Raw genomic sequence first — 6000 nt, 5'->3', positions numbered from 1 at the left:
CAGACCAGGGGGTAGCGACTGTTTATCAAAAACACAGGGCTCTGCGAAGTCGCAAGACGACGTATAGGGTCTGACGCCTGCCCGGTGCTGGAAGGTTAAGAGGAGAGGTGCAAGCTTTGAATCGAAGCCCCAGTAAACGGCGGCCGTAACTATAACGGTCCTAAGGTAGCGAAATTCCTTGTCGGGTAAGTTCCGACCTGCACGAATGGCGTAACGACTTCCCCGCTGTCTCCAACATAGACTCAGTGAAATTGAATTCCCCGTGAAGATGCGGGGTTCCTGCGGTCAGACGGAAAGACCCCGTGCACCTTTACTATAGCTTTACACTGGCATTCGTGTCGGCATGTGTAGGATAGGTGGTAGGCTTTGAAGCGGGGACGCCAGTTTCCGTGGAGCCATCCTTGAAATACCACCCTTATCGTCATGGATGTCTAACCGCGGCCCGTCATCCGGGTCCGGGACAGTGTATGGTGGGTAGTTTGACTGGGGCGGTCGCCTCCGAAAGAGTAACGGAGGCGCGCGATGGTGGGCTCAGACCGGTCGGAAATCGGTCGTCGAGTGCAATGGCATAAGCCCGCCTGACTGCGAGACTGACAAGTCGAGCAGAGACGAAAGTCGGTCATAGTGATCCGGTGGTCCCGCGTGGAAGGGCCATCGCTCAACGGATAAAAGGTACGCCGGGGATAACAGGCTGATGACCCCCAAGAGTCCATATCGACGGGGTTGTTTGGCACCTCGATGTCGGCTCATCGCATCCTGGGGCTGGAGCAGGTCCCAAGGGTTTGGCTGTTCGCCAATTAAAGCGGTACGTGAGCTGGGTTCAGAACGTCGTGAGACAGTTCGGTCCCTATCTGCCGTGGGTGTAGGAATATTGACAGGATCTGTCCCTAGTACGAGAGGACCGGGATGGACATATCTCTGGTGGACCTGTTGTCCTGCCAAGGGCATAGCAGGGTAGCTACATATGGACGGGATAACCGCTGAAGGCATCTAAGCGGGAAACCCACCTGAAAACGAGTATTCCCTATCAGAGCCGTGGAAGACGACCACGTTGATAGGCCGGGTGTGGAAGTGCGGCAACGCATGAAGCTTACCGGTACTAATAGCTCGATTGGCTTGATCGTTCTCATTGACTATGCTCATCGAACTTCGTTCGATGTGCCAGACCTTTGTCCTGGCGCTGTCGCGGCTTTGCCGCTTCGCTCCGGACGGGCCGCGCCACAAGGCGCGACGGCCACTTGGCCTTGCGGAGCGCTGCTCCGACGCCCTCAAGAAGGTTCAAAGACGTGTTCAAAAAAAGAAAACAGGCTAACGCCTGCCAGCTTCTCAAAACATATAGTTGCGCTTTGCCGACCTGGTGGTTATGGCGGGGTGGCTGCACCCGTTCCCTTTCCGAACACGGCCGTGAAACGCCCCTGCGCCCATGGTACTTCGTCTTAAGACGCGGGAGAGTAGGTCGCTGCCAGGTCTGCAAAACGCAACTGATGTAAAACAATCTTCTCAGAACAAACTCTGCGGCCCATGCCGAACAAAAAGGGCCGCTCACAAGCGGCCTTTTGTGTTACAATACATCAGCAAATCTCAATGATTTGCTCTGGCGCGGGGTGGAGCAGCCCGGTAGCTCGTCAGGCTCATAACCTGAAGGCCGCAGGTTCAAATCCTGCCCCCGCAACCAATCCTTCCCTTAGATACTCCCAAGCCCCTGCCATGCAGGGGCTTTTTGTGTTGCCAGAAGAGAGCAATATCGCTGGCGCGAAGACTTCATCTTCGCTGGCGATGGTAGCTCCTCGTCCTGCGGACCATAACCTGAAGGCCGCAGGTTCAAATCCTGCCCCCGCAACCAAACAAATAGCCGCCTTCAGGGCGGCTTTTTGTTTGGTAACGGGTCGAGGGTTTAATGCCTAATCAGGGGCCCGCAAGAAGGCAAAGCCGACGCAGCGGGACAGAAAACTACAAAGCCTGCCCCCGAAACCAAATCCTTCCTTTTAAAGATCAGCATCTACCTTCTTATCGCTGGCGGAAAAGCTTCGCTTTCCCTGGCGATGGTAGCTCCTCGTTCGCAGAGCTCACCATAACCTGAAGGGTGAGCGGTCGATCGGGCCCGCCCGATAAAACAGTCCACTGAACTGTTTAAGACCCAACGGGGCAAAGCCTCAAACCGAAACCAAATTCCCAATAATACGCAAAAGCCCGCCTCGTGCGGGCTTTTTGCGTTTTTGCTTACCGGTAGGATGAACCATGCCTTCGCCCCGATAGGTGAAGCGTGCATAGCCTTCGGATCAACCCATTTATCGGTTCTTAAACAAAGAATGACAGCTTAGCTCCAATCGGTGGTGGGGATGCGGTCGTGGTAAGTGGTTTGATGTCGCGGGTTCGCATTCAGACGAAGGTGCTCGTACTATTGGCGCCATTCGTCTTTAGCCTATGCGCAGTGGGGCTGACGGGATACTACGCGTCCAGCCTTCTCGAGGGACGGATGGAGATCTCCAACCATGTTTTGCAATCCCTGAACGGGTTCAAACATGTTTCTTCCAGCATGACCGGCTTTCTGATGAAGCCGTCGCAGGAAGCCCGAGACACAGCACTTGCGGACGCCCGTAAGCAACTGGAAAACCTGAAGCAGACGATCGAGAGGCTAAGGCCGACGACCGATGTGGGGCTTCTTGACCAGGCGCTTGATCAGTCGCAAATCATCCCGCAAAAGATCGAAGCGATCTGGCAAATCGAAACGGGACAGCAGAAAATTCTCAGTGATGTGGACGCTGCTTCCGCGGCACTTCTTGACCTGCAAGGGCAGGTTGGCAAGCGCTCGTTCATGCTGATGGCCAGTGCGAAAAAGATGGAAAATACCAACAAGAGCGGCCTGAGCAATTCCGTCTCCATCAGCGCCGCCGCCAGTGTCGCGACAAAACTTCGCAATGACTATACGAACGCGACGACGCCGGCTGACAAAGTTGGCCTGCTAGCCAAATATGGGCCTGATTTGCAGAAGGCAAAGGAGCAGCTTTCGCCTGCTGTAGCGACCGAAGCCCTCGCCGCACAGTATGCCGCTGCTGTGGATGCCATCGCCAACGCTTCGAAGGTGTCGCCTGACACTTTGGATGTCCCAGCAACGGATACCGCCGTCGCCAATCTTGCTGCAACTGGCGACAGTCTCAAGACGATTGGCGACGATCTGATGCGGACCTCCGTGCTTGCGCTTGCTGCGTCGGACAAGGATATCTCTCAGGCCACGAATGTCGGCAACGAACTGCGCGCCATCGTTAACAGCAATAACGAGATCCGCGTCGGCTTCGCCGAGCTCGCCGGAAATCCAGACGACGCGCGAGTGAAGAAAGTCCAGCAGTCGATCTACATGTATCAGACCGAGCTCGGCCGTCTCGCCGGCGTGGTGAACGACGATCCCCTCTTTGTCGAAATTCCGAAGAAGGCTCAACCCGTCCTCGACCTGCTCGCGGCAAACGCGGCAGCGCTCTCAGAAGGTGCGGCGCGCAAGCTAGGTGAGTTCGACAGCGCTGCGGGGCAGATCGACAACACCTGGAACCTGCTTGCTCAATTCGCCGAGACGCAGAGGCAAAATGCTGGGCAGGATCGTCAACAGGCCAATAGAATATCTGGCGGCGCCATTGTCATCGGCATCCTGATTGCTATGACCGCGGGTGCCGCGCTGGTCGTCACCCTGAAGGGACCGATCACCCAGATTACCGCAGCGATGCGCAAGATCGCAGAGGGAAGGCTCGATACCGCAATCACCGGCGAGGCACGGGGCGACGAAATCGGGGAAATGGCCCGTGCACTTTCCGTCTTCAAACAAAATGCGCTATCGAATGTCGAGATGGAACAACAGGCAGAGATCGCGCGTAGCGATGCGGAATCCGAGCGCGCCCGCAACGAACTCGAGCGACGTAGCGCCAAGGTCCAGGTTGACGCCGCAATCGAGGCGCTTGCAGAAGGGCTCACGCGGCTGTCGCGGGGGGAATTGAATTTTTCCATCGATAAGCTCTTTGCCCCCGAACTCGACCGGATCCGCACCGATTTCAACATGTCGGTCGCGGGTCTCAGGGAGACGCTCTCCGATATCCGCGAGACCTCTTCCCTCATCAGCGACAATGGTCGCCAGATGGCGGAAGCCGTTGATGACCTGGCCAGCCGAACGGAAAAGCAGGCGGCCGCACTTGAGGAAACCGCAGCGGCAGTGGAGGAGATTTCTTCCGCCGTCAACACCTCTTCAGGACGGGCAGCAGCAGCGCTTGCGCTTGTCCAACGCGCCAAACAGGGCGCCGACGCCTCGGCTTCAGTGGTCCAAAACGCGGTTTCGGCCATGGGACGGATTGAGGACGCGTCGGGCAAGATCGTGCAGATCGTCAGCGCTATCGACTCCATCGCTTTCCAGACCAATCTCTTGGCTCTAAATGCGGGCGTCGAAGCGGCAAGAGCGGGTGAGGCCGGCAAGGGCTTCGCTGTCGTCGCACAGGAGGTGCGGGAGCTGGCGCAGCGATCGGCGCGCGCAGCCAAGGAAATCGGCGAGCTCATCAACAATTCCGTCCGCGAGGTTGCGTCCGGCTCCGAATTCGTCGGCCGCACCGGCGATGCGCTGATGGAGATTTCCAGCGAGATCGTCCACATCGTCGGTCATATCGAGCTCATCGCCTCGTCAAGCCGCGACCAAGCGACGACACTCCATTCGATCAACGCATCGGTGAACGATATTGATCGTATGACGCAGCAAAATGCAGCGATGGTGGAAGAGACGAATGCTGCCACCCGACAGCTATCGTCCGAGGCGCTTGCACTCACCGACATGATTGCACGCTTTCGGCTTGAAGGCCACGAGAGCCCGGCTTCAAGAGGGTACGAGGCTGCGGCATGACGGCAGCATGTATTCGCAGAACCTGTTAACTTGCTTTGAGATGCATGGTTTCCGATCACGAGGCTGATGAGTGATACGTTTTCCTTGATCAGTTTTCAGGCGCACGATAGTTGCTAAAATAGCAATATTCTAATATACGTGGAGCCGGCGTTTTAATATTTTCGTAGCCGCAAGCAACGTCCCTCCAATTGGCGGGCGTTTATTATCCTTTTCAGCAGGGCGTTCGATTTCATGAAGTAGATTAGAGATTTATAGGGGGGAGGAATAATGCGAAAGTGGGCATCTTCTCTACTGACGGCTCCGCAGGGACGGCGTCGTCTTCTGTTTGGTATCTCGGGATTGCCAGCGCTCTGCGCAGTGGTGCTCTTTGCTGGTGTCGCGTCCGCGCAGGCGCCGACTGAAGAGCAGCGCAATGCGATCAGGGCGGAATGTCGATCCGATTTCATGGCACAATGTTCAGGGGTGACGCCGGGAGGTATCGAGGCGCTCACTTGTCTGCAACAGCATAATGCCACACTGTCAGCGGGCTGCCGGAAGGCGGTGTCGGCGGTGAGCAAACCCAAGTCGACATCCGCGGAGCCGGTCCCGGCGGCGCCCGCAACTACCGGGGCGACGGCGCCAGCGCCAGCGCCGGCGACGGGCACACCGGCGCATCAGCCGACCCAGGCGCAGCGCAACGCCGTCAAATCGGCCTGCCAACGGGATTTCATGGCGCAATGCTCCGGCGTCACACCGGGCGGCACCGAGGCACTCAGCTGCTTGCAGCAGCACAATGCCGCTCTTTCGGCGCCATGTCAGCAAGCCGTTGCGGCCTTGGGCGGATCTACCGGGGGAGGATCAGCAGGATCAACCCCAGCCGGCGGCGGTGCCGCGGCGACGGTTGCGACCACACCTGCTCCCCGGGCCATGATGCCGGCCTTCTCGCCGCGCGAGGAATTGATGGTCCTGCGCGAAACCTGCGGATCGGATTTTCGAGCCCTGTGCCGGATGGTGCCTCTGGGCGGAGGGCGGGGTATCGCTTGCCTGCGGGACAATCTGCAACGCGTGTCGCCTGCCTGTCACAGGGTGCTGACCTCGGGACTTTAGTGGCTGTTCGAATCCCCGCTGTGAAGAGCCACCCCGAACGGCAA

At 57.8% G+C, this 6000-nt stretch carries 2 protein-coding genes, 1 tRNA gene and 2 rRNA genes (1 of these 5 only partly in view); all 5 read left to right on the top strand.

Features of this window, described 5'->3' with window-relative positions; genetic code table 11:
• Positions 1 to 1124 (top strand): 23S ribosomal RNA (locus tag AC25BC_RS19295) (it extends 1782 nt beyond the left edge of the window).
• Positions 1125 to 1353: 229 nt separating this feature from the next.
• Positions 1354 to 1468: ribosomal RNA gene (rrf, locus tag AC25BC_RS19290) — 5S ribosomal RNA — on the top strand.
• A gap of 130 nt (positions 1469 to 1598) precedes the next feature.
• A tRNA-Met gene (locus AC25BC_RS19285) sits at positions 1599 to 1675 on the top strand.
• A 672-nt stretch (positions 1676 to 2347) separates the two neighbouring features.
• Positions 2348 to 4870, top strand: coding sequence for a methyl-accepting chemotaxis protein (locus AC25BC_RS19280; protein WP_128440356.1), 2523 nt, complete (start codon positions 2348 to 2350; stop codon positions 4868 to 4870).
• Between the two features lie 267 nt (positions 4871 to 5137).
• Positions 5138 to 5956 (top strand): hypothetical protein, encoded by an 819-nt coding sequence (locus tag AC25BC_RS19275; protein ID WP_128440357.1) that lies wholly within the window; start codon positions 5138 to 5140, stop codon positions 5954 to 5956.
• The last annotated feature ends 44 nt before the right edge of the window (positions 5957 to 6000 follow it).

It is taken from the genome of Rhizobium sp. WSM409 (assembly GCF_057653825.1).
Note: the sequence above shows the minus strand (reverse complement) of the source record. Positions and strands in the feature narration are given on the sequence as shown.

Bases quoted from the DNA above. Each gene is read 5' to 3' on its own strand.
- AC25BC_RS19275 (WP_128440357.1), top strand. From the start codon at position 5,138: ATGCGAAAGTGGGCATCTTCTCTACTGACGGCTCCGCAGGGACGGCGT.